Source organism: Vibrio sp. HI00D65 (assembly GCF_001635455.1).
Taxonomy (GTDB): domain Bacteria; phylum Pseudomonadota; class Gammaproteobacteria; order Enterobacterales; family Vibrionaceae; genus Vibrio.
The window spans coordinates 1-367 of record NZ_LWEH01000078.1 but is presented as its reverse complement, the minus strand read 5'-3'; the positions used below and the strand labels follow the sequence as shown (position 1 = coordinate 367).

The window sequence follows — 367 nt, the reverse complement described above, 5'->3', positions numbered from 1 at the left end:
AGCCTCTAACGGCATATCAGCTATTTCATCCAAGAATAAGATCCCTTTGTCTGCTTGACGGATCTTCCCTTGAAAACCTTGTTTGTTTGCGCCAGTAAAAGCCCCCGGTTACGCACCGGGGGCTTTTACTGGCGCAAACAAACAAGGATTTCAAGGGAAGATCCGTCAAGCAGACAAAGGGATCTTATTCTTGGATGAAATAGCTGATATGCCGTTAGAGGCTCAGTGCCGACTACTGCATGTTCTGCAAGACAAATCCGTGGTGCCAGTTGGTTCCAATCAAAGCTACCAAGTCGATTGCCAGATCATCGCCGCGACTCACAAAAACCTCGAGCAGTTAGTCGCAACCGGTGAATTTAGGCAAGAC

The 367-nt window shown here is 48.0% G+C and carries 2 pseudogenes; one reads left to right on the top strand and one right to left on the bottom strand.

Annotated elements, in window-relative coordinates:
• Positions 1–108 (bottom strand): annotated as a pseudogene (locus A3712_RS26630) (sigma 54-interacting transcriptional regulator); the annotation flags it as partial.
• Between A3712_RS26630 and A3712_RS07970 the strand changes: the two are divergent.
• A pseudogene (locus A3712_RS07970) lies at positions 107–367 on the top strand (sigma 54-interacting transcriptional regulator); the annotation flags it as partial. The pseudogenes A3712_RS26630 and A3712_RS07970 sit on opposite strands and share 2 nt — an antisense overlap.